At 66.4% G+C, this 21,946-nt stretch carries 21 protein-coding genes; 11 read left to right on the top strand and 10 right to left on the bottom strand.

Annotation, left to right across the window (positions count from 1 at the left end):
• Nucleotides 1-14: 14 nt before the first annotated feature.
• Genes GGQ89_RS04110 through purM form a run of 4 tightly spaced genes read right to left on the bottom strand, consistent with a single transcriptional unit; the run spans nt 15 to nt 2,596 of the window.
• Nucleotides 15-614: a hypothetical protein gene (locus tag GGQ89_RS04110; RefSeq protein WP_184104313.1), complete on the bottom strand. Its 600-nt coding sequence runs from the start codon at nt 612-614 to the stop codon at nt 15-17.
• Complete coding sequence (locus tag GGQ89_RS04115) at nt 611-898, bottom strand: MmcQ/YjbR family DNA-binding protein (protein ID WP_184104315.1); 288 nt, start codon at nt 896-898, stop codon at nt 611-613. Before GGQ89_RS04115 ends, GGQ89_RS04110 begins: the two co-directional genes overlap by 4 nt.
• Nucleotides 895-1,473, bottom strand: a complete 579-nt coding sequence (gene purN / locus GGQ89_RS04120; protein ID WP_184104318.1) for a phosphoribosylglycinamide formyltransferase — start codon at nt 1,471-1,473, stop codon at nt 895-897. Before purN ends, GGQ89_RS04115 begins: the two co-directional genes overlap by 4 nt.
• Nucleotides 1,463-2,596 (bottom strand): phosphoribosylformylglycinamidine cyclo-ligase, encoded by a 1,134-nt coding sequence (gene purM / locus GGQ89_RS04125; RefSeq protein ID WP_184104320.1) that lies wholly within the window; start codon nt 2,594-2,596, stop codon nt 1,463-1,465. Before purM ends, purN begins: the two co-directional genes overlap by 11 nt.
• Nucleotides 2,597-2,655: 59 nt before the next feature.
• On the opposite strand from purM, the gene GGQ89_RS04130 reads away from it, so the two are divergent.
• The 4 genes from GGQ89_RS04130 to GGQ89_RS04145 are packed head-to-tail and all read left to right on the top strand — an operon-like array spanning nt 2,656 to nt 8,199.
• On the top strand, nt 2,656-3,918 hold the full coding sequence (locus GGQ89_RS04130) for a heavy-metal-associated domain-containing protein (RefSeq protein ID WP_184104322.1): 1,263 nt from the start codon (nt 2,656-2,658) through the stop codon (nt 3,916-3,918).
• Nucleotides 3,915-4,523: an HdaA/DnaA family protein gene (locus GGQ89_RS04135; RefSeq protein ID WP_076716374.1), complete on the top strand. Its 609-nt coding sequence runs from the start codon at nt 3,915-3,917 to the stop codon at nt 4,521-4,523. The genes GGQ89_RS04130 and GGQ89_RS04135 overlap by 4 nt, the downstream gene beginning before the upstream one ends.
• 17 nt (nt 4,524-4,540) lie before the next feature.
• Complete coding sequence (locus tag GGQ89_RS04140) at nt 4,541-6,709, top strand: RNA degradosome polyphosphate kinase (protein ID WP_076718181.1); 2,169 nt, start codon at nt 4,541-4,543, stop codon at nt 6,707-6,709.
• Nucleotides 6,710-6,726: 17 nt separating this feature from the next.
• Nucleotides 6,727-8,199 carry a Ppx/GppA family phosphatase gene (locus tag GGQ89_RS04145; protein ID WP_184104324.1) on the top strand — a complete coding sequence of 491 codons (1,473 nt, stop codon included), beginning with the start codon at nt 6,727-6,729 and terminating at the stop codon, nt 8,197-8,199.
• Here the strand turns inward: GGQ89_RS04145 and GGQ89_RS04150 are convergent.
• On the bottom strand, nt 8,186-8,473 hold the full coding sequence (locus GGQ89_RS04150) for an I78 family peptidase inhibitor (protein ID WP_184104326.1): 288 nt from the start codon (nt 8,471-8,473) through the stop codon (nt 8,186-8,188). The two genes, GGQ89_RS04145 and GGQ89_RS04150, sit on opposite strands and share 14 nt — an antisense overlap.
• The gene (rnd, locus tag GGQ89_RS04155) at nt 8,470-9,648 is read right to left on the bottom strand and encodes a ribonuclease D (RefSeq protein WP_184104328.1); all 1,179 of its coding nucleotides are present in this window, start codon (nt 9,646-9,648) and stop codon (nt 8,470-8,472) included. The genes GGQ89_RS04150 and rnd overlap by 4 nt, the downstream gene beginning before the upstream one ends.
• A gap of 138 nt (nt 9,649-9,786) precedes the next feature.
• Between rnd and aspS the strand changes: the two genes are divergently transcribed.
• On the top strand, nt 9,787-11,598 hold the full coding sequence (gene aspS / locus GGQ89_RS04160; RefSeq protein WP_076718179.1) for an aspartate--tRNA ligase: 1,812 nt from the start codon (nt 9,787-9,789) through the stop codon (nt 11,596-11,598).
• A 92-nt stretch (nt 11,599-11,690) separates the two neighbouring features.
• Here the strand turns inward: aspS and GGQ89_RS04165 are convergent, their stop codons facing one another.
• Nucleotides 11,691-12,341 (bottom strand): carbonic anhydrase, encoded by a 651-nt coding sequence (locus GGQ89_RS04165; RefSeq protein ID WP_056434883.1) that lies wholly within the window; start codon nt 12,339-12,341, stop codon nt 11,691-11,693.
• A 152-nt stretch (nt 12,342-12,493) separates the two neighbouring features.
• On the opposite strand from GGQ89_RS04165, the gene lipA reads away from it, so the two are divergent.
• Nucleotides 12,494-13,417 (top strand): lipoyl synthase, encoded by a 924-nt coding sequence (gene lipA, locus GGQ89_RS04170; RefSeq protein ID WP_076718178.1) that lies wholly within the window; start codon nt 12,494-12,496, stop codon nt 13,415-13,417.
• On the top strand, nt 13,417-13,875 hold the full coding sequence (locus GGQ89_RS04175) for a type II toxin-antitoxin system RatA family toxin (protein WP_184104330.1): 459 nt from the start codon (nt 13,417-13,419) through the stop codon (nt 13,873-13,875). The genes lipA and GGQ89_RS04175 overlap by 1 nt, the downstream gene beginning before the upstream one ends.
• Here the strand turns inward: GGQ89_RS04175 and GGQ89_RS04180 are convergent.
• The 3 genes from GGQ89_RS04180 to GGQ89_RS04190 are packed head-to-tail and all read right to left on the bottom strand — an operon-like array spanning nt 13,836 to nt 16,019.
• Nucleotides 13,836-14,336 (bottom strand): CinA family protein, encoded by a 501-nt coding sequence (locus tag GGQ89_RS04180; RefSeq protein ID WP_184104332.1) that lies wholly within the window; start codon nt 14,334-14,336, stop codon nt 13,836-13,838. The two genes, GGQ89_RS04175 and GGQ89_RS04180, sit on opposite strands and share 40 nt — an antisense overlap.
• Nucleotide 14,337: 1 nt before the next feature.
• On the bottom strand, nt 14,338-14,862 hold the full coding sequence (locus tag GGQ89_RS04185; protein WP_184104334.1) for a hypothetical protein: 525 nt from the start codon (nt 14,860-14,862) through the stop codon (nt 14,338-14,340).
• Nucleotides 14,859-16,019 carry a bifunctional 2-C-methyl-D-erythritol 4-phosphate cytidylyltransferase/2-C-methyl-D-erythritol 2,4-cyclodiphosphate synthase gene (locus GGQ89_RS04190; RefSeq protein ID WP_184104336.1) on the bottom strand — a complete coding sequence of 387 codons (1,161 nt, stop codon included), beginning with the start codon at nt 16,017-16,019 and terminating at the stop codon, nt 14,859-14,861. Before GGQ89_RS04190 ends, GGQ89_RS04185 begins: the two co-directional genes overlap by 4 nt.
• A 92-nt stretch (nt 16,020-16,111) precedes the next feature.
• On the opposite strand from GGQ89_RS04190, the gene dusB reads away from it, so the two are divergent.
• The 4 genes from dusB (at nt 16,112) to GGQ89_RS04210 (ending at nt 21,942) form a co-directional block, all read left to right on the top strand.
• Nucleotides 16,112-17,113: a tRNA dihydrouridine synthase DusB gene (gene dusB, locus GGQ89_RS04195; protein WP_056435336.1), complete on the top strand. Its 1,002-nt coding sequence runs from the start codon at nt 16,112-16,114 to the stop codon at nt 17,111-17,113.
• A complete protein-coding gene (locus GGQ89_RS04200) occupies nt 17,097-18,164 on the top strand; it encodes a two-component system sensor histidine kinase NtrB (RefSeq protein WP_184104338.1) in 1,068 nt (355 codons plus the stop codon). Before dusB ends, GGQ89_RS04200 begins: the two co-directional genes overlap by 17 nt.
• 24 nt (nt 18,165-18,188) lie before the next feature.
• The gene (ntrC, locus tag GGQ89_RS04205; RefSeq protein WP_184104340.1) at nt 18,189-19,643 is read left to right on the top strand and encodes a nitrogen regulation protein NR(I); all 1,455 of its coding nucleotides are present in this window, start codon (nt 18,189-18,191) and stop codon (nt 19,641-19,643) included.
• A gap of 64 nt (nt 19,644-19,707) precedes the next feature.
• Nucleotides 19,708-21,942 carry a sensor histidine kinase NtrY-like gene (locus GGQ89_RS04210; RefSeq protein WP_338112333.1) on the top strand — a complete coding sequence of 745 codons (2,235 nt, stop codon included), beginning with the start codon at nt 19,708-19,710 and terminating at the stop codon, nt 21,940-21,942.
• Nucleotides 21,943-21,946: the final 4 nt, after the last annotated feature.

Below are 21,946 nucleotides of genomic sequence, written 5' to 3' on the forward strand. Positions count from 1 at the left end.
GGAATGTCGCGTCCTTAACCTCGGCGCGCCGCCCAGGCAGTGTCGAGCTTGGCTTGCGTACCGTTCCGGTCGCGCAGCCGCAATCCTTCCACTCGCAGCGTCCGCCCGCGTAGCAGGCGGCCATGGGTGCTCCAGATGATGTCGTAAAGGCCGGTGACGCTCCGCGAAGTATCGCCGTCCCAGTATCGCACGGTAATCAGCGCGGGCAGGCGACCCTCGCGAGTATCGGCTTTGCCGTCGGTCAGGGCAAGGATCGGCCCAGCAATCGGCTCCGCCTCGATGGCCGGATCGCCAACGGGAGCCTGACGTCCGATGCCCGACGCCTTGGGGAAGTCGATCACGACATCCTGAAGGTCATGATTCGGATCGCGCAGCAGCAGGCGGCGGCCATCCCCCTCGACCGTGGCAGTCAGGTCAAGCCGGGCGCGCTCCTGCCGCTGGGCGGTGGCGGAGGCGGCCTTGTCCTCGGCATCGCTGCGACGCTGCGACCAGTTCAGGTACAGCGTCAGCGCAGCCACCATCAACCCAGCGACCGCGACGAACTCCGCCAGCGTCAGCAGACGCCGCCGCGACTTGGCGCGGTCGGCGGCTTCGGTGCCCGCCGGTTCGCTCATCGCCCGCCCGCCTCCAGCAGCTCGGTCGGCGCGACCAGTTCCCAGCTGCGCGCGATACGATCCTCGATCAGCGTCCAGTCGCTGTCGGTCTCAAGCACTACTTCGGTCCAGTGCGGTTCCTGTCCTTCATCGGCGACGCACAGATGGATGGCCGACGACTTGCGGCTCACCCGGAGGAAGGGCGCACCCTCGACCAGAAAGCGGGTTTCGCCATCGCCAGCCTGTTCGGTCGTGCCGGGCAGCAATAGGGCGATGTCGCGGATGCGGGACAGGAAATCGGTCATCGACGCACGAACTCCGTGAGTATTTGCGGGTACAATCGATGCTCCTCAACGAGCACGCGCGCCGCAAGTGCCGCTGCGTCGTCGCCGGACAGGATCGGAACCTCCGCCTGGCCCAGCACTTCGCCGTCATCCAGTTCCTCGGTCACGACATGGACCGAGCATCCCGCCTTGGCATCGCCCGCCGCGATGGCGCGCTCATGCGTGTCGAGGCCCTTGTAGAGCGGCAGCAGCGAGGGATGGATGTTCAGGATGCGCCCCTGCCAGCGCGAGACGAAATCGCTGGACAGCAGCCGCATATAGCCCGCCAATGCGATGACCTCGACACCCGCATCGCGCAGGGCCTGGTCGATCGCCGCCTCATAGGCGGGCTTGCCGATCCCCTTGGGCGACAGGGCAAAGGTGGCGATCCCCTGTTCCTGCGCCCAGGCCAGTCCGGCCGCCTGCGGCTTGTCGGAGGCAACCAGGGCGACGGTATAGGCGGTGTCCGCGGCCTGGGACGCGGCCACCAACGACTGCATGTTGGAGCCGCGGCCGGAGATCAGGATGCCGACCTTGACCGGCTCCTTAGCCGACATGGGTCGCGGTCCAGTCCGCCTTGGCGCTCCACGTACCCGCCGATCCCTTGACGGTGCAGCCGCGCTCGCCCGCTTCGACACGGCCCACGGTCACGACCGTCTCACCCGTCGCGCGCAGCGTTTCGGCCAGTGCCTCCGCCTGGTCGGCTGCGACGATCACCGCCATGCCGATACCGCAATTGAAGGTGCGTGCCATTTCCTCGGGCTCGATCCCGCCCTGCGCCTGGAGGAAGGCCATCAGACGCGGCTGTTCCCAGCCATCCGCATCGACCACGGCATGGGCACCCTTGGGCAGGACGCGCGGGATGTTTTCCAGCAGGCCGCCGCCGGTGATATGGGCGAGGCCTTTGATCGTGCCCGCCTTGAGCGAGGGAAGCAGCGAGCGGACATAGATCCGAGTCGGGGCCATCAGTGCCTCGATCAGCAGCACGTCCTGATCGAACAGCGCCGGGCGATCGAGCTTCCAGCCCTTATCGGCGGCCAGGCGGCGAACCAGCGAAAAGCCGTTGGAATGCACGCCGGAGGAGGCGAGACCCAGGATCACGTCGCCATCACCGATCGTCGCGCCGGTCAGCACCTGGTCGCGCTCGACCGCGCCGACGCAGAAGCCCGCCAGATCGTAATCGCCCGGTGCATACATGCCCGGCATCTCGGCCGTTTCGCCGCCGATCAGGGCGCATCCGGCGATGCGGCATCCTTCCGCGATGGAGGCGATCACGCGCTCCGGCACATCGCCTTCCAACTTGGCCGTGGCGTAATAGTCAAGGAAAAACAGCGGCTCGGCGCCCTGCACGACAAGGTCGTTGGCGCACATGGCGACGAGGTCGATGCCCACCCCGTCATGGCGGTCATGCTCGATCGCGAGCTTCAGCTTGGTGCCGACGCCGTCATTGGCCGCGACCAGCAGCGGATCGGTGAAACCGGCGGCCTTCAGATCGAAGAATCCGCCAAAGCCGCCCAGGTCGGCATCCGCGCCGGGCCGCCGTGTCGCCTTGGCGAGCGGGCCGATCGCGCGGACCAGCGCGTTACCGGCGGCGATCGAAACGCCAGCATCGGCATAGGTGTAGGACGCGCCCTTATCGGAGGGCGAAGGGCTGGTGGACGGCGTGCTGTTGTCGGTCATGTTTGCCCGTTAGCTATATCGCGCTTGGATTTCCACGCCTGCTTCGCCAAAAGGCCGCGATGCGTTTGCGATTGCCCTCCATCATGGCCGGTCTGGCCGCCCTTGCCGGGCTTGGCATAGGGGGCGGCGCGGTGCTTGCCCAGATCGAAGGGCAGACGCGCGGCGTCGCGCCGGTCGACAATGGCGGGTCCTACGAAGTCACCGGCGTCGCGGTCGACGTGTCGGGCCAGACGCCCGAGGCCGCGCGGCTCGGCGGCTGGCGGATCGCCCAGCGCAAGGCATGGGCGATATTGGCGCAGCGGCTGGGGCGCGGCGGCACCGCAGCGTCGGACGGGCTGCTCGATTCGCTGGTCAGCGGCATCGTGGTCGAGAATGAACAGATCGGCCCGACCCGCTATGTCGCCAAGCTGGGTGTGTTGTTCGACCGGGTTCGCGCGGCCTCGGTGCTGGGCGTATCGGCCTATGCCGATCGCTCGCCGCCGATGCTGGTGATGCCGCTGCAAGTCTCGGGCGGCGTGTCGCAGATGTTCGAGGCTCGTACCCCCTGGCAACAGGCCTGGGCCCGGTTTCGCACCGGCAACAGCACGATCGATTATATCCGCCCCTCGGGTACCGGGGCAGAGCCGCTGCTGATGAATGCCGGGCAGATCGGGCGGCGCCCGCGTGGCTGGTGGCGCTCGATCCTCGACCAATATGGCGCGTCGGACATTCTGATCCCCGTCGTGCACCTCTATCGGCAATGGCCCGGCGGTCCGGTGATCGGCGTGTTCGAGGCCCGACATGGGCCCGACAATAGCCTGCTCGGCACGATCACCTTGCGAGTCGGCAGCACCGATGGACTGTCGCAGTTGCTGGATACCGGCGTCGCGCGACTCGATGGGCTGTATCAAAAGGCGCTGGCCAGCGGTGCGCTGCACCCCGATGCGACGCTTGCCCCGCCGCCCAAGCCGCAGGCTGTGGTCATCGACGATACGACGCCGGGCGAGGAGCCGATTGCAGGGCTGGATGCCACCATTGCGTCGTCGCCGGGCGCGGGGATCGCCGTCACGCTGCAATATGATGCTCCGACCGCCAGTGCCGTCGCCAATGCCGAAAGCCTGATCCGGGGCATCCCGGGCGTGGTGCGCGCAGGCACGACCAGCCTGGCGCTGGGCGGCGTGTCGATCATGGCCGTTACCTATGACGGCGACCCCGATCAGCTTCGCCGCGCGCTTGAGCAGCGCGGTCTTCAGGTGTCCGGATCGGGCACCACCCTTCGCATCCGGCGCGCACCGCAAGTGCCCGCGCCGGTGCCTCCTGCGGATACTGTGATTACCGGATGAACCAGATGGCGTTGCCGCTGCAATGGCCGGCGAACCCCCGATCCGATGCGTTCCTGCTGACCGATTCCAACCGATTGGCGGCACGGATGCTCGAACAATGGGAAGCGTGGCCGACCATGGCCGCGATCCTCACCGGCCCGCGCAAGTCGGGCCGGTCGCTGCTGGCGCGCATCTTCGCGGCCAAGAGCGGGGGCACGATTATCGACGATGCCGAGCGCGTGCCCGAGGTGCAGATCTTCCACGCCTGGAACCGGGCGCAGGCCGACCGGCTGCCGTTGCTGATCGTTGCCGATTCGCCGCCGCCGCGCTGGCAGGTGAAGTTGCCCGACCTCCGGTCGCGCCTGGCGAACAGCAGCCTGGCGGAGATCGGCGCGCCCGATGACGAACTGGTCGCCGGGCTGTTCGAGCATCTGTTCGAGCGGCGTGGCCTGGATGCCCGTCCCGATCTGATCGAGTGGCTGACGCTTCGGATCGAACGGAGTCACCTTTCTGTCATCCGCGCAGTGGATATGCTGGACCAGGGGGCGATGGAACGGCGCGCGCGCTTGTCCATTCCCCTTGCACGATCCACTCTGATCGCGGCCGGTCTGATCGCCGAGCCGTAAGCCCTAAGCGAGACATGATGACCCGTCCTGCCCATATCGCGCAAATGTCAGAACCCGACGACGATCATTTCGCGACGGAGCCGAACGGGCGGTACTTCAACCGCGAGCTGTCATGGCTGGCCTTCAACCGCCGTGTGCTGGAAGAGGCGTGCAATACGGCGCACCCGCTGCTGGAGCGGTTGCGCTTCCTGTCGATTTCAGGATCGAACCTCGACGAGTTCTTCATGGTCCGCGTGGCGGGCTTGAAGGGCCAGCAGGCGCAGGATGTCGAACAACGGTCGGTCGATGGCCTGACACCGGGGCAGCAGCTGAGCGGCATCGTTGCCGAGGCGGATCGCCTGATGGCCAGCCAGCAGGAGGTCTGGGGCGACCTGCGCAACCTGCTCGACGAGGCGGGTATCTTCGTTCTGCGACGCGACGCCATCGACCAGGAGGCGAGCACCTGGCTGGAAACGCATGTCCGCGAACAGATTTTCCCGATCCTGACCCCGCAGGCGCTCGATCCGGCGCACCCGTTTCCGTTCATCCCGAACAAGGGTCTGTCGATGATCTTCGACCTGACCCGCGTGTCGGACAAGGCGCCGATTCGCGAACTCGTCATGATCCCGTCGACCATGCCGCGCTTCGTCCGCCTGCCGGGCGAGGGCGCCCGCTATGTCTCGATCGAGACGATCCTGCGTCGCTTCTCCGGGCTGCTGTTCCCAGGGTATGTCGTCAACGGTGCTGCCACCTTCCGTGTGCTGCGCGACAGCGATATCGAGATCGAGGAAGAGGCGGAGGATCTGGTCCGCTATTTCGCCAACGCCATCAAGCGGCGGCGGCGCGGGCGGGTGATTCGGCTGGAGCTGGAGACCGGCATGCCCGACGAGCTCGCCGATGTGCTGCGCGGGGAACTGGGCGGGTCCGATGCGATCATCACCGAAAGCGGCAATCTTCTGGGCATCGGCGATCTCGACATGCTGGTCGACGAGGATCGGCCGGACCTGAAATTCCCGCCTTATTCCCCCCGTTTTCCCGAGCGTATCCGGGAGTTTGCGGGCGATTGCTTTGCCGCGATCAAGGCCAAGGACATCGTCGTCCATCACCCCTATGAAACGTTCGAGGTGGTGATCGCCTTCCTAAAACAGGCGGCCGCGGACCCCGATGTCGTGGCGATCAAGCAGACGCTCTACCGTGCGGGCAAGCAGTCGGCGATCATCAACGCGCTGATCGCGGCGGCCGAGGCGGGCAAGTCGGTCACCGCGATCGTCGAGCTGAAGGCGCGGTTCGACGAAGAACAGAATCTGTACTGGGCCTCCGCGCTGGAGCGGGCGGGGGTGCAGGTCGTCTATGGGTTCATCGACTGGAAGACGCATGCCAAGGTGTCGATGGTCGTCCGGCGCGAGGGCAGCGACTTCCGCACCTACTGCCATTTCGGCACGGGCAATTATCACCCCATCACCGCGCGCATCTATACCGACCTGAGCTTCTTTACCGCCGACCCTCTGCTGGGGCGCGATGCGGCGCAGATGTTCAATTACATCACGGGCTATGTCGAACCCGTGGCCATGAACCGGGTCAGCCTGTCGCCGCGCGATCTGCGCCACAATCTGATGGCGCTGATCGATGCCGAGATCGCCCATGCCCGTGCCGGACGGACCGGCAGCCTGTGGGCGAAGGTCAACTCGCTGGTCGATCCGCAGGTCATCGAGAAGCTCTATGAGGCGAGCGGCGCAGGGGTCGAGATCGACCTGATTGTACGCGGCATCTGCTGCCTGCGCCCCGGCGTGCCGGGCATGTCGGAGAATATCCGGGTGAAGTCGGTCATCGGCCGCTTCCTGGAGCATAGCCGTATCTGGGCGTTCGGCGACGGCAAGGCGCTACCCCATGACGCGGCCAAGGTTTTCATCTCCTCGGCTGACTGGATGCCGCGCAATTTCGACCGGCGGGTCGAATATATGTTGCCGATCCTCAACCCGACCGTCCATGACCAGATCCTCGATCAGGTGATGGTCGCCAATCTGCTCGACAACGAACAGAGCTGGGAACTGGAGCCGGACGGCAGCTATGTCCGCGATCAGCCCGGCGATCAGCGCCCCTTCAACCTGCATCGGTATTTCATGACCAATCCCTCGCTTTCGGGGCGCGGTGCCGCGCTCGACACCAGTAAGGCGGTGCCGACCCTGTCGCTCCGGCGGCAGCGTTGACGGGCGCGCGCTGAGAAATGGCAGGTTCCCGCTCGCCGCGCGCGGCGATCATCGATATCGGCTCCAACTCGGTCCGCCTGGTCGTCTATCAGGGGCCGCCGCGTCTCCCCGCGATCCTGTTCAACGAGAAGGTGATGGCGGGTCTGGGACGCGGACTGGCGGCGACCGGGGCGATCGATCCGGCCTCGCTCAGCAAGGCACAGGTCGCGCTGGCCCGTTTCGCTAGTCTCGCGCGCGAAATGGGCGTCACCACGCTCCGCACGGTCGCGACGGCGGCGGTGCGCGACGCGGCCAATGGCGGCGAACTGATCGCCTGTGCCGAGTCGCTGGGGCTGGCGGTCGAGCTTCTGTCCGGGGAACAGGAGGCCAAGGCAGCGGGAGAGGGTGTTCTCTCGGCCATTCCCGATGCCGATGGGATCGTCGGCGATCTGGGCGGCGGCAGCCTGGAACTGGTGCGGGTCCGGGACGGCGGCGTCGAGGACCGCGTATCCTTCCCGCTCGGCGTGTTGCGTATCCCGGCGCTGCGCGAAAAGGGCAGCAAGGCGTTCGAGCGGCTGATCGGCCGCCTGATCGAGGAGGCTGGCTGGGAAGGGCGCGGGCGTGGTTTGCCCTTCTACCTCGTCGGCGGCTCGTGGCGGGCGCTGGCGCGGCTGGACATGACGCTGGCCGATTATCCGCTGCCGATCATCCATCATTACGAACTGACGCCGCTCGACATTCTGCGCCTGTCGCGGACCATCCCGCATCTTAGCAAGGCCCGCCTGCGCGAGGTGAAGGGGCTGTCGTCCAGCCGCGCCGCGACGCTGGCGGACGCGACCGCGCTGCTCAGCGTGCTGCTCAAGCATCTGGGCAGCAGTACGACCGTGGTGTCCGCCTTCGGCCTTCGGGAGGGGCTGCTCTATGGCGGGCTGGACGCAAAGACGCGGGCGCTCGATCCGCTGATCGTCGCGGCGCGCGAGGAAGGGCGGCTGCTGGGTCGCTTTCCCGAGCATGGCGATCTGCTGGAAAGCTGGATCGCGCCGCTCTTCGCGGGCGAGGCGGCGGCGGAGGCGAGGCTGCGTCACGCGGCCTGTCTGCTGGCCGATGTGGGCTGGCGGGCGAACCCGGAATTCCGCGCCGAACGCGGTGTCGAGATCGCGCTTCACGGCAATTGGGTCGGCATCGATGCAGAGGCGCGGGCGATGCTGGCGCAGGCACTCCACACCAGCCTGGGCGGCGGCCTGGACGTGCCGTCACCGCTCGCCGAACTGGCCAGCCCTGCGCAGTTGAAGCTGGCGACCAGCTGGGGTCTGGCGATCCGGCTGGGCCAGCGGTTGAGCGGCGGATTGGCCGGGCCGCTGGAACGGACGGGGCTCGTGCTGGACGACACCCGTCTCGGCCTGGAAATGCTCGAAGCAGATCGGGGCTTTTATGGCGAAGCCGTGGAGCGTCGCCATGCAACGCTCGCCACTGCCCTGGGCAAGACTCCGGTGCGGCTTACCCGCACTTGAGCCGGACGACCTTGCCCTCGGCATCGGTTTCAATGTTGAGCCGGTCGGGTCGATAATCCATCGTCACGGCATCGCCAGGCGCGATGACCCGGAGGTCCCGCGCACCGGTGCGCTTCTGCGTCGGCGCGCGCAGCGCCTCGGTCCAGCGTTTGCCGATCAGGTCGGCTGCCTTGCCGTCACCGCATCCCGACACATCGGCAGGCCCCTGAGCTTTCGGTGTCGTCACGCAGGCGGCGAGCGGCAGTATGGCGAGTAGGATAGCCCAGCGGGTCATGCCGGGTCCTCGGCGGTACGGACCATCTTCAATTTGCCGCCCTTCACGACGAAGCCAGTGCGGCCCTCGACCAGATCGAGCGCGTCGCGCCCGAACTGCTCGAACCGCCAGCCGTCGAGCACCGACAGGTCGGAGCGGACTCCCGCCGCCAGCATTTCAAGATCGTCGGCGCGGGCGAGCAGGCGCGGTGCCACATCGATGTCGCGCGCCCGGATCTTCAGCAGCAGCTTGAGCAGATCGGCGACCAGCGCGCCCTCGCGACCCAGTCCCGGTTTGCGATCGTCCCGCGCAGGCAGTTCGTCGGCGCTGAGCGGTTCGGCGGCCTCCAGCGCGTCCATCAGGCGCGCGCCGATGTCGTTGCCCGCCCAGGTCGCGGACAGGCCACGGACCTTGGCCAGATCGGCCTGCTTGCGCGGCGGATGCCCGGCGAGGTCGGCCAGCGTCTCATCCTTGACGATGCGACCGCGCGGCAGGTCCTTGGCCTGCGCCTCCAGTTCGCGCCAACGGGCCAGCGCCTTCAGGCGGCCGAGCATATCGGGCTTGCGGCCCGAGACGCGGACACGCTTCCACGCGACATCGGGATCGTTGGCATAGTGCGCCGGGTCGGCCAGCCGCTCCATTTCCTGGTCCAGCCACGCCCCGCGCCCGGTCTTGCGGAGACGCTCCAGCATCTTGGGGAAGATCGCGGCGAGATGGGTGACGTCGCCGATCGCATAGTCGACCTGGCGCTGGTCGAGCGGGCGGCGCGACCAGTCGGTGAAGCGCGCGCCCTTGTCGACCGAAATGCCCAGCCAGCTGTCGACCAGGTTGGAGTAACCGATCTGCTCGCCCTGACCCAGCGCCATCGCCGCGATCTGGGTGTCGAACAGGGGATGCGGCGTCTTGCCGGTCAGGTTGTAGATGATCTCGATATCCTGGCCGCCCGCGTGGAAGACCTTCAGCACCTGATCATTGTTGACCAGCAGATCGAGCAGCGGGGTCATGTCCAGCCCCGGCGCCTTGGGATCGATCGCGGCGGCCTCTTCGGTGTCGGCGATCTGGATCAGGCAGAGCTCTGGCCAATAGGTGCTTTCCCGCATGAACTCGGTATCGACCATCACATAGTCGGCCTGCGAGAGACGGGCGCAGAGATTGGCGAGCGTGGCGCTGTCGGTAATCAACGGATGAACGTGCATCGCATGCACATAGCCCGGCTCATGCAGGTTGACAAAGAGGAACGCGCAAACGCCCACCCTGGGCACATTGGGATTGACAAATTGGGGGTGGGCGGGGAAGCGGCAGCACTTTCCCCAGACGTACAGAGAATGTCCGCCATGCACGCCTATCGTACCCACACCTGCGCCGCGCTGACTGCTGAGGCGGTCGGCGAGACGGTCCGCCTGTCCGGCTGGGTCCATCGCAAGCGCGATCATGGCGGCGTGCTGTTCGTCGATCTGCGCGACCATTACGGCATCACCCAGATCGTCGCCGACAGCGACACGCCCGCGCTGGCCATCCTGGAGAGCGTCCGCGTCGAGTCGGTCGTGACGATCGACGGTGTGGTGAAGGCGCGCTCGGCAGGTACCGTCAACGCCAATCTGGCGACCGGCGAGATCGAGGTGTTCGCGCGCGGCGCGACCGTGCTGTCGGCGGCCGAGGAGCTGCCGATGCCGGTGGCGGGCGAGCAGGAATATCCGGAGGATATCCGCCTGCGCTATCGCTTCCTCGACCTTCGCCGCGAGACGCTGCACGCCAATATCGTGCGCCGCACGCAGGTGATCTCCGACATGCGTCGTCGCATGGAAGCGGGCGGCTTCACCGAATATTCGACCCCGATCCTGACCGCCTCGTCGCCCGAGGGCGCGCGCGACTTCCTGGTGCCGAGCCGTATCCATCCGGGCAAGTTCTACGCGCTGCCCCAGGCGCCGCAGCAGTATAAGCAGCTGCTGATGGTTGCGGGCTTCGACCGCTATTTCCAGATCGCACCCTGTTTCCGCGACGAGGACCCGCGCGCCGACCGTCTGCCGGGGGAATTCTACCAGCTCGACCTCGAGATGAGCTTCGTCACCCAGGAAGAGGTGTGGGAGACGATGGAGCCGGTGATCGGCGGCATCTTCGAAAAGTTCGCCGACGGTCGCACCGTCACGCCGATCGGCCAGTTCCCGCGCATCCCGTATTCGGAGTCGATGCTGAAGTACGGCAACGATAAGCCCGACCTGCGCAACCCGCTGATCATCACCGATGTCTCCGAGCATTTCACGACCTCGGGCTTCGGCCTGTTCGAGAAGATCGTCGGCTCGGGCGGGGTCGTCCGAGCGATCCCGGCACCGAAGACCGCCGAGAAGAGCCGCAAGTTCTTCGACGAGATGAACGAGTGGGCGCGCGCCGAAGGTCATGCGGGCCTGGGCTATGTCACCCGCAAGGGCGGCGAGTTCGGCGGTCCGATCGCCAAGAATCATGGCACCGAGGGCATGGAAGCGCTCTACGCCGCCCTGGGCCTCGGCCCCGATGACGGCCTGTTCTTCGCGGCGGGCAAGGTCGAGGCGGCGGCCAAGCTGGCAGGGCTCGCACGCACCCGCGTCGCCGAGCAGCTCGGCCTGATCGAGGAGGGTGCGTTCCGCCTGTGCTGGATCGTCGACTTCCCCTTTTACGAGTGGGACGAGGACGAGAAGAAGGTCGAGTTCGCGCACAACCCCTTTTCCATGCCGCAGGGTGGCATGGAGGCACTGAACTCCGCCGATCCGCTGTCGCTGAAGGCCTATCAATATGATCTGGTCTGCAACGGCTTTGAGATCGCGTCGGGTTCGATCCGCAACCAGTCGCCCGAGCTGATGGTCGCCGCCTTCGAGAAGGTCGGCTTGTCCAAGGCGGATGTCGAGGAGCGCTTCGGCGGCCTCTACCGCGCCTTCCAGTACGGCGCACCGCCGCACGGTGGCATGGCGGCCGGTGTCGACCGGATCGTGATGCTGATCTGCGGTGCGCAGAATTTGCGCGAAATCTCGCTGTTCCCGATGAACCAGCGCGCCGAAGACCTGTTGATGGGCGCGCCCAGCCTGCCCAGCAACAAGCAGATGCGCGAACTGTCGCTCCGCTCGACCGCGGAAGCCAAGAAGGACGTGGATCAGGTCGTCGCTTCGGCCGGCTGATCCCGGATTACAGGGTAAAAAAGGGCGGGCGCCGGATGCGGCGTCCGCCCTTTCGCATGTCGTGTCCGGGCCCCTGGCCCGGACCGACTTCCTTACGCCGCGACCAGCGCCGGGGCGGCAGGCTTGAACTCGCCGCTCTCGTCCATCAGGTGCAGCACGCCGTCGGCGATTGCGAAATAGGCGCCGCGCAACGTCAGCGTACCGGCTTCCTCACGCTTGGTGACGAAGGGGAAGGTGCGCAGGTTGGCGATCGAGGTGCGGACCGACTCGAGTTCCATCTCACGCATCGCGTCCGGACCGTCGCCATGCTTGGCGATGACCTTCTCACGCGCGCCGTCGAGCAGGCTGACCCAATCGGACACGAAGCCGCCTTCGCCCTGCGGGGCATGGGCGAACCCTTGCGTCAGCGCGGCCTTGCAGCCGCCGCAGGCGCCATGGCCCATGACGACGACGTCGGTCACTTCCAGCTGCGTCACCGCGAATTCCAGCGCGGCCGAGACACCGTGATGACCGCCGCCCGTCTCGAACGGGGGGACGAGGTTGGCGACGTTGCGCACGACGAAGATTTCGCCCGGCAGCGTGTCGAAGATCTGCGCCGGATCAACACGGCTGTCCGAGCAGGCGATGACCATCACCTTGGGGCTCTGGCCTTCCTTCAACTCGGCCCAGCGGTCGCGCTGGCGACGCCAATCGGAGGTCCGAAAGCGCTGATAGCCATCCACGAGGTCGTTAAAGTCGGTCATTGCTCTCTCTTATCCAGTGAAGGAAACGATGCTGTAGCAGGCGAACCCGAGCATGGCCGTTTCGGTTCCATATCAAAATGTGTCTGTCTACCCTTATGTTCGCCATGCTCGTGGGCATTGTGTCGGGCGGACAGCATCGCTATTTCGCGGGCATGAACGAGTTGACACCGTTGGCCGCGCCGGTGCGCGCGCGCAAGCCGGACTGGATCCGCGTCAAGGCCCCGACGAGCGCCGGTTTCGCCGCGACCCGCGAGCTGATGCGTGCCAAGAGCCTGACGACCGTCTGCGAAGAAGCGGCCTGCCCGAATATCGGCGAATGCTGGTCGAAGAAGCATGCGACCGTCATGATCCTGGGCGACACCTGCACCCGCGCCTGCGCCTTCTGCAACGTGAAGACGGGCATGCCGCGCAAGGTCGACGCGATGGAGCCGCAGAACGTCGCCGATGCTGCCGCGCAGATGGGGCTGAAGCATATCGTCGTCACCTCGGTCGACCGCGACGACCTGCCCGATGGCGGTGCGTCGCAGTTCGTGAAGGTGATCCAGGCGCTGCGTCGTACGACGCCCGACACGACGATCGAGATCCTGACGCCGGACTTCCGTAACAAGGCGCAGGCCGCGATCGAGTCGATCGTCGAGGCGCGCCCGGACGTCTACAACCATAATCTGGAAACGGTCCCCCGGCTCTATCCGACGATCCGGCCCGGTGCGCGCTATTACGCCTCGTTGCGCCTGCTGGAGAGCGTGAAGCGCCATGATCCGTCGATCTTCACCAAGTCGGGCGTCATGCTGGGCCTGGGTGAGGAGCGACTGGAGGTCCATCAGGTGATGGACGATATGCGCTCGGCCGATATCGATTTCCTGACCATGGGCCAGTATCTTCAGCCGACGCCGCGCCATGCGAAGGTCGCCGAGTTCGTCACGCCCAAGGCGTTCGATGCCTATGCCGCGATCGCGCGGGCCAAGGGCTTCCTGCTGGTCGCCAGCTCGCCGCTGACCCGGTCCAGCTATCATGCGGGCGACGATTTCGAGCGGCTGCGGTCGGCCCGCGAGGCGAAGCTCGCAAGCGCGCGCTGATGCCCAAGCATAGCGAGACGCGGCATCTGCCCTATACGCCGGAGCAGATGTTCGATCTGGTCGCCGATATCGCCCGCTACCCGGAGTTCCTGCCCTGGGTATCGGCAATGCGGGTCCGCTCGAACACGCCGACCGAGACGGTGGCGGACATGATCGTCGGCTTCAAGGGGCTGCGCGAGACGTTCACGAGCCGCGTCACCAAGGACCGGCCGGGATCGATCGATGTCGAATATCTCGACGGTCCGCTGAAGTATCTGCGCAACAACTGGCGCTTCCGCCCGGAGGAGCAGGGCTGCGCGGTCGACTTCACCGTCGACTTCGCGTTCAAGAACCGGGTGTTCGAGATGCTGGCGGGGCAGGTGTTCGGCACCGCACTCCGCCGCATGATCGGCGCGTTCGAGGATCGCGCTGCCAAGCTTTACGGCAGCAGCAACTCCAACGCCAACAGCGCCGCCTGAAGCCGGATACCGCCGCGACCGATATCGCCGAACTCGTGGCGCTCGGCCTTCACATCCTCAGGGTCGCCGCCGCGTAGCGCCTGGGCAAAGACGACGGTTCCGACCGGCTTCTTCGCCGTGCCGCCACCCGGGCCCGCGACGCCGGTGATCGCAACCGCCACGTCCGCCTCGCTGGCGGCCAGCGCACCCTGCGCCATGCCCCAGGCGGTGGCGGTCGAGACGGCGCCGAAGGTCTCGATCACTTCCGGATTGACCTTCAACAGGCCGATCTTGGCCTGGTTCGAATAGGTCACGAACCCCGCCTCGACGACATCGGACGATCCGGGGATCTCGGTCAGCGCCGCCGCGACCAGACCGCCGGTGCAGCTTTCCGCCAGCGCCACGCGCCGACCCGCCGCGCGGTTGGCAACGACGACGCGCTCCGCCAGTTCGATCAGCTCGCGAGGAAGAAGGACGTCCATATCAGTTTCCGTTGGTGCAGAGCGGCAGGTCGGGCACGGCCACCTGCCGCCCCCGTGCCTTTTCGGTCTTGAGATATTGTAGGGCGGTCACGACCACCCCGGCCATGTTGCGCGGGGGCAGGGGGGCCAACTGCGTCACCAGCCGGTCGATCGTCCCGCAATCCTCCAGGCCGATACGCCCGACGATGAACGGCACCAACAGCGAGGTCAGCAGCGGCCGGGCATAGTCCGACTGAAGCAGCGTATCGATCGCGGGATCGGACAGCTTGACGATCGCGGCTCGTGCGGCGGGCCATGCCTGGTCGGCCGCACTTTCATATTTCGAGATCAGCGAACCGCCGCCCCGGATCAGGCTGTTGGCGGGCAGCCGTGCGCCGCACACCCGGCCCGTCTCGCGCAGGATGTCGGGCATGGCGACCAGCGTCATCGCTTCCGCCTCGGGCGCGGTGATGCAGGCCTGCTGCGCCGTCGCGACCTCGGGGGCGGCGAGTGCGACCAGCGCGACGATCAGGCCCAGCCGCTTCATGCCGCCGCCCCGCCGGGCAGGCGGACGGTCGCCACCGCCTGGGTCGCGATCCCCTCGCCACGCCCGGTAAAGCCCAGCCGTTCGGTGGTTGTGGCCTTCAGGCTGACCCGGCTCGGGTCGATGTTCAACAGCCCGGCGATCCGCTCCACCATGGCGGCGCGGTGCGGGCCGATCTTCGGCGCTTCGCAGATGATGGTCAGGTCGACGAAATCGATCCGGCCGCCCTTGTCGGCGATCAGCTTGGCGGCGTGCTCAAGGAACTGGCCCGACTCGGCACCCTTCCACTGCGGATCGCTGGGCGGGAAATGCGTGCCGATATCGCCCGCCGCGATCGTGCCGAGCAGCGCATCGGTCAGCGCGTGTAGCGCGACATCGGCGTCGCTATGCCCCGACAGGCCCTGATGATGGGGGATCAGCACGCCGCCCAGCCACAATTCCTCGCCATCCTCCAGCCGGTGGACGTCATAGCCCATCGCGGTCCGGGTTTCCCAGGTCAGGCGCATATCGGCTCCGGTCATGTCGTCGGGATAGGTGATTTTCTCGAGCATGGCATCGCCCTGCACCAAAGCGACGCGCCCGCCAAGCCGTCGCACCATCTGTGCGTCGTCCGTAGCTTCCGCTTCGGCGGGCCAGGCCGCGTGCGCGGCGATCACGGCTTGCAGGTGGAAACCCTGCGGCGTCTGGACACGGACCACGCCGTCGCGGGGGACGGTCTCGCCCAGGGCATCGTCCAAGGACCGGGCAAGTGTGTCGGCCACGGGCAGGACGGGCATCGCCCCATCGGCCGAGCCAAGCCCCGCCAGCACGCGGTCGATGACGTCCGCCGACAGGAAAGGGCGCGCGGCGTCATGGATCAACACCTGCGTGACACCTGCCAGCGCCAGATGGCGCAGGCCACGTGCCACCGATTCCCGACGACTGGCACCGCCCGCCTCCACCCAGGCGCCCGGTAGCAATGACCGCGCATGATCGATCTGCTCTTCCGCGACCATCGTCAGGATGATGTCAACCGCCGGGTGCGAGGTGAAGGCGGCGTGGCTCCAGCCGAGCATCGGCCGACCACCGAGATCGCGAAACTGCTTCGGCACGCCGCCGCCCATGCGGGAACCCCCGCCCGCCGCGACGATCAGTGCGGCGATCTTTCCATCCTGGCTCATAGGGTCCGCCTAGCGGCTTTTCGGCTCAGTCGCCAATCTTGCCATGGCGGCCCACTTCCCGTATGGCGACTGCTTAATTTTCAGGCAGTATGATGCGTAATCTCGCTCCCATCCAGGTCGGTCCGGTGACGATCGACAGCCCCGTCGTGCTGGCACCGATGACCGGCGTCACCGACATGCCGTTCCGCACACTCGTTCGCCGTTACGGCTCGGGCCTCAACGTCACCGAGATGATCGCCAGCCAGGCCGCGATCCGCGAAACGCGCCAGTCGATCCAGAAGGCCGCCTGGCATCCGCTCGAAGAGCCGGTGTCGATGCAGCTTGTCGGCTGCACGCCCTATGAAATGGGCGAGGCGGCCAAGCTGAACGCCGATCGCGGGGCCGCGATCATCGACATCAACATGGGCTGCCCGGTGCGCAAGGTCGTCAATGGCGATGCGGGCTCGGCACTGATGCGCGACCTGAAGCTGGCCTCGGCGATCATCGAGGCGACGGTGAAGGCGGTCGACGTGCCGGTGACGCTGAAGATGCGGATGGGCTGGTGCCATGACAGCCTGAACGCGCCGGAACTGTCGCGCATCGCCGAGGATATCGGCGTCAAGATGATCACCGTCCACGGCCGCACCCGCAACCAGATGTATAAGGGTAGCGCCGACTGGGCGTTCATCCGCAACGTCAAGGACGCGGTGTCGATCCCAGTCATTGCCAATGGCGACATCTGTTCGATCGACGACGCCGACAAGGCGCTTGAGCAGTCGGGGGCGGATGGCATCATGATCGGGCGCGGAGCCTATGGCCGTCCCTGGCTGCTGGGGCAGGTGATGCACTGGTTCGCCACCGGCGAACGCCGCGAGGACCCGGCGCTCGACGAACAATATCGCGCCGTTACCGAGCATTACGATGCGATGCTGGATCATTATGGCACCGAGACGGGCGTCAACATGGCCCGCAAGCATATCGGCTGGTACACCCGTGGCCTGCATGGCTCGGCCGAGTTCCGCAACACGGTGAACCACGAAGCCAGCGCCGAGCGGGTCAAGGCGATGCTGTACGATTTCTACATGCCGCAGATCGAGCTTGCAGCGGCTGCCTGACACGGCCGGTCACGGTCGACCCGGTTTCGGCGCGCTGTTCGGCGCGCTGCCGGTCGCCGTGGTCGTGGTCGATCCCGACGATCGTATCGGCCATGCCAATGGATTGGCCGAGCAACTGCTCAACCTGTCCGAGCGGTTGATGACCGGGCAGCCGCTCGCCGCGATCCTGCCGCCGCCCGATGCGCCGCGCAGTCGCGATGGACATGGCTTTGCCGTCTACGACACGGTGATCGCCATACCGCACGGTCCGAAGATCAGGGTCGATTTCGTCGAGGCGCAGATCCCCGACTATCCCGGCTGGCGCGCCATCACCTTGCATAGTGCGGGGCCTTCGCGTCGGTTGGCCCATGCTTCGGATCGCAGCGCGGGCGCGCGGGCGGCGGTTGGGGCCGCCGCGATGCTGGCGCATGAGATCAAGAACCCGCTGTCGGGCATCCGAGGCGCGGCGCAGCTGCTCAATGGCGGCGAGCTGACCACGCTCATCACGACCGAGGTCGACCGCATCGCCGCGCTGATCGACCGGATGCAGGATTTCAGCGATACCCGGCCGCTGCCGCTGGCGTCGGAGAATATCTATCCGTTGCTCGGCCATGCCCGTGGTGTTGCCCTGGCAGGCTTTGCGCGGGGCATTCCGATCGAGGAGCGGTTCGACCCTTCGCTGCCGCCGGCACGGATCAATCGCGACGCGCTGCTCCAGATCGTCATCAACCTGCTGAAGAATGCGCGAGAGGCCGTCCGTGCGGTTCGCAACCCGCATATCGTCCTGACCACCGCCTATCGTCACGGCATGTCGGTCAGCGCAGGAGAGGGGCAGCCCCGTCTGCCGCTGCCGATCGAGATTTGCGTGATCGACAATGGCCTCGGCGCGCCCGCCGATATCGTCGACCATTTGTTCGACCCGTTCGTGTCGGGGCGGCGCGAGGGGCAGGGGCTTGGCCTCGCGCTCGTCGACAAGCTCGTTCGCGACATGAACGGGATCATCCAATATGCCAGGGAGGGCACGCCGGAAATGACCGTCTTCCGCCTGCTTCTACCCAGAGCCCACCCATGAGAGCCCATCCATGAGCCCCCAATCATGAGTCATGTCCTCGTCGTCGATGACGACGCCGCGATCCGTACCGTCGTCGGTCAGGCCCTGCGGCGGGCTGGGCACGAGGTGACGACGGTCGAGACGCTGGCGCGGCTCGACCGTATCCTTGCGGGTGGCGCGCCGGACGTGCTGGTCACCGACGTGATCCTGCCGGACGGCGACGGTATCGATCATATCCGGGGCGTGGCCGAGCGGTTTCCTGCCCTACCGATCATCGTCCTGTCGGCGCAGAACACGCTGACCACCGCCGTCCGCGCGGCGGAAGTCGGGGCGTATGAGTATCTTCCCAAACCCTTCGACCTCGATGCGCTGACCCATGCCGTCGCCGGCGCGCTCGCCCGGCGCGGCGTGCTGGTCGAGGACGGGTTGGGCGAAGATGACCGTGCGCTGCCGCTGATCGGCCGGTCGCAGGCGATGCAGGGCGTGTACCGCGTGATCGCCCGTGTCGTGTCCACCGACCTGACCGTTCTCGTCTCGGGCGAGTCGGGGACCGGCAAGGAACTGGTCGCGCGGGCGATCCACGACCTTGGCCCCCGCCGCGCCGCGCCCTTCGTCGCGCTCAACATGGCCGCGATCCCCCGCGAACTGATCGAGGCCGAGCTGTTCGGGCACGAACGTGGCGCTTTCACCGGCGCGGCCCAGCGCAATGCTGGCCGGTTCGAGCAGGCGGCGGGCGGTACGCTGTTCCTCGACGAGATCGGTGACATGCCGATGGAGGCGCAGACGCGGCTGCTCCGCGTCCTGCAATCGGGTGAGTTCACGACGGTCGGCGGCGCGCGGACGATCCGCACCGATGTCCGCATCGTGGCGGCGACCAACCGCGATCTCAGCCAGCAGGTGGCCTCGGGGCAATTCCGCGAGGACCTGTTCTATCGCCTGAACGTCGTGCCGATCGCCTTGCCGGCCCTTCGCGAACGACGGCAGGATATTCCGCTGCTCGCCCGGCATTTCCTGGAGAATGCCGCGCTACAGGGACTGCCCAAGCGCCGGATCGATACCCATGCGCTCGATGTGCTGGTCACCCATGACTGGCCGGGCAATGTCCGTGAGCTTGAGAATATGATGCGGCGCCTCGCCGTGCTCGCGCGCGACGAGGTGATCGATGCCGAAGCGGTGCGGACGATGTTGGGGGAGGCGCGTTCGTCTTCCGCAGCGGTCGGCGCTGCGGCTGCGGATGGCGACCTGTCGGCGGCGGTGCGTGCTTATATCGCGCGTCTCGCCATGTCGCAGCCGACATCGCTGGATGACGGCACGCTCTATGACCGGATCATCGGCGAGGTCGAACGCCCCCTGATCGAGGCGATGCTCGCACGCCACGGCGGCAACCAGCTTCGTGCAGCGCGCGCCATGGGCATCAACCGCAATACGCTTCGCAAGCGGCTCGATACGCTGAACATCCCCGTCAATGGCGATGACGAGGGTGGAGAGGCCTTGGGATAATTTTCACGAATTGTGGCTTGCAGGACACGCTTCACGTTGTACGATTGCAACGATGTTGGCGTCCGTGAAGCCCGCTGAACCTGCCGAAGGGCCGCGCTCTCGCTTCGCGGTCACTCCGGTCATGGAGGTTGCGGTCGTCCTGGGGGCGGTCGTGATCGCGGTCGGGACCTATGTCTATATCGACAGTCGCCATGATGCGCAGGGGCTTATCGCACCGCCCGTGATGGCGGGGTTGCTCGCGCTCAATCTGGTGCCGGGCGTGCTTCTTTTGATGTTGCTCGGGCGGCGGGTCGCGATGCGACGGGCGGCCCAGTCGGCGGTCGGCGGCGGTGGGCGTCTGCACGTGCGACTGGTCGCGCTGTTCTCGCTGACCGCGAGCATTCCGATCCTGTTGACCGTCGTCACCGCTTCGGTTCTGTTCCAGTCCTCGGCCGAATTCTGGATTTCCGATCGCGCCCGCCAGGCGTTCGGTGACGCCATGGACATTGCCCGCCAGTCGCAGCAGCAGATCATCAAGCGCTGGGTCGATACCGGCCGTGCCATGTCGCAGGACCTCGGCCGTAACCTGCCCGCGCTGCGCGAGAACCGGCGCGATTTCCACGACTATCTCGTCCAGCAGACGGTCGTGCGCGATACGGTGGAGTCGGTCCTCTTCTCCTACGATCGGAAGCAGGGCTTCAAATTCTACGACTTCTTCAACCAGCCGTCGGACACGACCTTTCGCGAGTTGGTGACGCCGGAAATGATCCAGCAGGCGAGCAAGCTGAGCCGGCCCGAAGTGGGCATCAACGAGCAGCGCGTCTGGGTGGTCACGCCTTTGCCTGAGGGTAGTGGCCTGATGCTCTATATCGGCACGCCAGTGAATGCCGAATTCCTCAGCAAGCAGCATTTCGCCGCCGAGGACGTGTTCGACGATTATCGTGCGCTTCAGGGGCGTGCCCGGTCGCTCCAGTTGAAATTCAACCTCGTCCTGTTCGCGATCGCGCTTCTGATCGTCGGCATTGCGGTCTGGATCGCCTTGGCCGTGGCGGACCGTCTCGTCCGCCCCGTGGGCGAGCTGGTCGACGCTGCACGGCGGATCGCGGGCGGTGACCTGACCGCCCGCGTGCCCGATCCCAAGACCCGCGACGAGGTCGGGACGCTCGCCAACGCCTTCAACCAGATGACCGGCCAGTTGGAGCGCCAGAACACGGAATTGGTTACCGCCAATGCCCAGCTCAACAATCGTCGTGCATTGATCGAGGCGGTGATGGCAGGCGTTTCCGCTGGTGTCGTTGCGATCGGACGGGATCGGCAGGTGCGGATCGCGAACAACTCCGCGGATTTACTGCTCGGTGCCGATCAGGGAGGTCTGGTCGGGCGCAAGCTGGGCGAGGTCGCGCCCGAGCTTGACGAGCTTCTCGACCAGGGACGGCGTGAAGCGACGGTGCAGGTGGCGCTCCATGGCGACATGCGCACCCTCGCGGTGCGCATTGCGCAGACCGGCGACGGTCCGATCCTGACCTTTGACGACATCACCCAGCAATTGCTCGACCAGCGCCGAGCCGCCTGGTCGGACGTCGCGCGCCGCATCGCGCATGAGATCAAGAACCCCCTGACCCCGATCCAGCTTGCCGCCGAACGACTCCAGCGACGCTATGGAAAGGTCGTCGGGCCGGAAGATCCGACGTTTGGCCGCCTGACCGAGACCATCGTCCGTCAGGTCGGCGACCTTCGCCGCATGGTTGACGAATTCTCATCCTTCGCCCGGATGCCCAAGCCCGTGTTCCGCGAAGAGGCCATCGCCGATATCTGCGCCCAGGCGATGTTCCTGCACGAAGTCGCGCATCCGGAGGTCCGGTTCCAGCTGGATCAGGAGGAGCCCGCCCCGACCCTTGTCTGCGACCGTCGTCAGATGAGCCAGGCGCTGACGAACATCGTCAAGAATGCGGTGGAAGCCATCGAGTCCCGTCCGGAAGGCCTGACGGGCGGAGAGGTTGTGATGACCGTCGGCCAGCAGGGCGGCATGGTCACGATCACGGTGACCGACAATGGCATCGGCCTGCCGCCGGAGCGCGACCGCATCATCGAGCCCTATATGACGACGCGCGCGCGCGGCACCGGACTGGGCCTCGCCATCGTCAACAAGATCATTGCGGAACATGCCGGCACGATCGGCTTTTCCGACAATCCCGCCGGTGGGACCATCGTTTCGATGATGTTCGACGCCGGTGCCCTGGCGGCGCTGGATCAGGGGGGCGCCGAACCCGAACTGGCTGGGGAGGGCCAGCTCACCGCATTGACTCGTACCCGGACGTAAAAAG

It is taken from the genome of Sphingomonas yabuuchiae (genome assembly GCF_014199595.1).
Classification (GTDB): domain Bacteria; phylum Pseudomonadota; class Alphaproteobacteria; order Sphingomonadales; family Sphingomonadaceae; genus Sphingomonas; species Sphingomonas yabuuchiae.

Bases quoted from the DNA above. Each gene is read 5' to 3' on its own strand.
- GGQ89_RS04110 (WP_184104313.1), bottom strand. From the start codon at position 614: ATGAGCGAACCGGCGGGCACCGAAGCCGCCGACCGCGCCAAGTCGCGG.
- GGQ89_RS04115 (WP_184104315.1), bottom strand. From the start codon at position 898: ATGACCGATTTCCTGTCCCGCATCCGCGACATCGCCCTATTGCTGCCC.
- purN (WP_184104318.1), bottom strand. From the start codon at position 1,473: ATGTCGGCTAAGGAGCCGGTCAAGGTCGGCATCCTGATCTCCGGCCGC.
- purM (WP_184104320.1), bottom strand. From the start codon at position 2,596: ATGACCGACAACAGCACGCCGTCCACCAGCCCTTCGCCCTCCGATAAG.
- GGQ89_RS04130 (WP_184104322.1), top strand. From the start codon at position 2,656: ATGCGTTTGCGATTGCCCTCCATCATGGCCGGTCTGGCCGCCCTTGCC.
- GGQ89_RS04135 (WP_076716374.1), top strand. From the start codon at position 3,915: ATGAACCAGATGGCGTTGCCGCTGCAATGGCCGGCGAACCCCCGATCC.
- GGQ89_RS04140 (WP_076718181.1), top strand. From the start codon at position 4,541: ATGACCCGTCCTGCCCATATCGCGCAAATGTCAGAACCCGACGACGAT.
- GGQ89_RS04145 (WP_184104324.1), top strand. From the start codon at position 6,727: ATGGCAGGTTCCCGCTCGCCGCGCGCGGCGATCATCGATATCGGCTCC.
- GGQ89_RS04150 (WP_184104326.1), bottom strand. From the start codon at position 8,473: ATGACCCGCTGGGCTATCCTACTCGCCATACTGCCGCTCGCCGCCTGC.
- rnd (WP_184104328.1), bottom strand. From the start codon at position 9,648: ATGCACGTTCATCCGTTGATTACCGACAGCGCCACGCTCGCCAATCTC.
- aspS (WP_076718179.1), top strand. From the start codon at position 9,787: ATGCACGCCTATCGTACCCACACCTGCGCCGCGCTGACTGCTGAGGCG.
- GGQ89_RS04165 (WP_056434883.1), bottom strand. From the start codon at position 12,341: ATGACCGACTTTAACGACCTCGTGGATGGCTATCAGCGCTTTCGGACC.
- lipA (WP_076718178.1), top strand. From the start codon at position 12,494: ATGAACGAGTTGACACCGTTGGCCGCGCCGGTGCGCGCGCGCAAGCCG.
- GGQ89_RS04175 (WP_184104330.1), top strand. From the start codon at position 13,417: ATGCCCAAGCATAGCGAGACGCGGCATCTGCCCTATACGCCGGAGCAG.
- GGQ89_RS04180 (WP_184104332.1), bottom strand. From the start codon at position 14,336: ATGGACGTCCTTCTTCCTCGCGAGCTGATCGAACTGGCGGAGCGCGTC.
- GGQ89_RS04185 (WP_184104334.1), bottom strand. From the start codon at position 14,862: ATGAAGCGGCTGGGCCTGATCGTCGCGCTGGTCGCACTCGCCGCCCCC.
- GGQ89_RS04190 (WP_184104336.1), bottom strand. From the start codon at position 16,019: ATGAGCCAGGATGGAAAGATCGCCGCACTGATCGTCGCGGCGGGCGGG.
- dusB (WP_056435336.1), top strand. From the start codon at position 16,112: ATGCGTAATCTCGCTCCCATCCAGGTCGGTCCGGTGACGATCGACAGC.
- ntrC (WP_184104340.1), top strand. From the start codon at position 18,189: ATGAGTCATGTCCTCGTCGTCGATGACGACGCCGCGATCCGTACCGTC.